General features: G+C 67.5%; 1 protein-coding gene. It reads right to left on the bottom strand.

All coding sequences use genetic code 11. The features are described 5' to 3' along the window. A partial coding sequence (locus IF83_RS0129540; RefSeq protein ID WP_037682130.1) for a roadblock/LC7 domain-containing protein occupies positions 1-422 on the bottom strand: 422 nt, incomplete at its 5' end.

Raw genomic sequence — 422 nt, 5'->3', positions numbered from 1 at the left:
TCAGTTGAGAAGACTTCCCTGGAGTTCGGCTCGGAGGTCCGGGGTGAGGACGTTTCCGGCGCGGTCGACCAGGAGTGCCATCTCGTAGCCCACGAGGCCGATGTCGCACTCGGGGTGGGCGAGGACGGCCAGGGAGGAACCGTCGGAGACGGACATGATGAAGAGGAACCCCCGTTCCATCTCCACCACGGTCTGGTTGACGGCGCCGCCCTCGAAGATGCGGGAGGCGCCGGCCGTCAGCGACGTCAGGCCGGAGGCGACGGCCGCCAGCTGGTCGGCGCGGTCGCGCGGGAACCCTTCGGACATCGCGAGGAGGAGTCCGTCGGCGGATACCACCACGGTGTGGGACACCCCGGGGGTGTTGTCCACGAAGTTGGTGATCAACCAGTTCAGGTTCTGCGCCGCCTGGCTCATCGGGCTCA

Origin of the sequence: Streptomyces albus subsp. albus (assembly GCF_000719865.1) — a bacterium.
Taxonomy (GTDB): Bacteria; Actinomycetota; Actinomycetes; order Streptomycetales; family Streptomycetaceae; genus Streptomyces; species Streptomyces albus_E.
The sequence above is the reverse complement of the archived record's forward strand: the minus strand, read 5'-3'. Positions and strand labels throughout refer to the sequence as shown.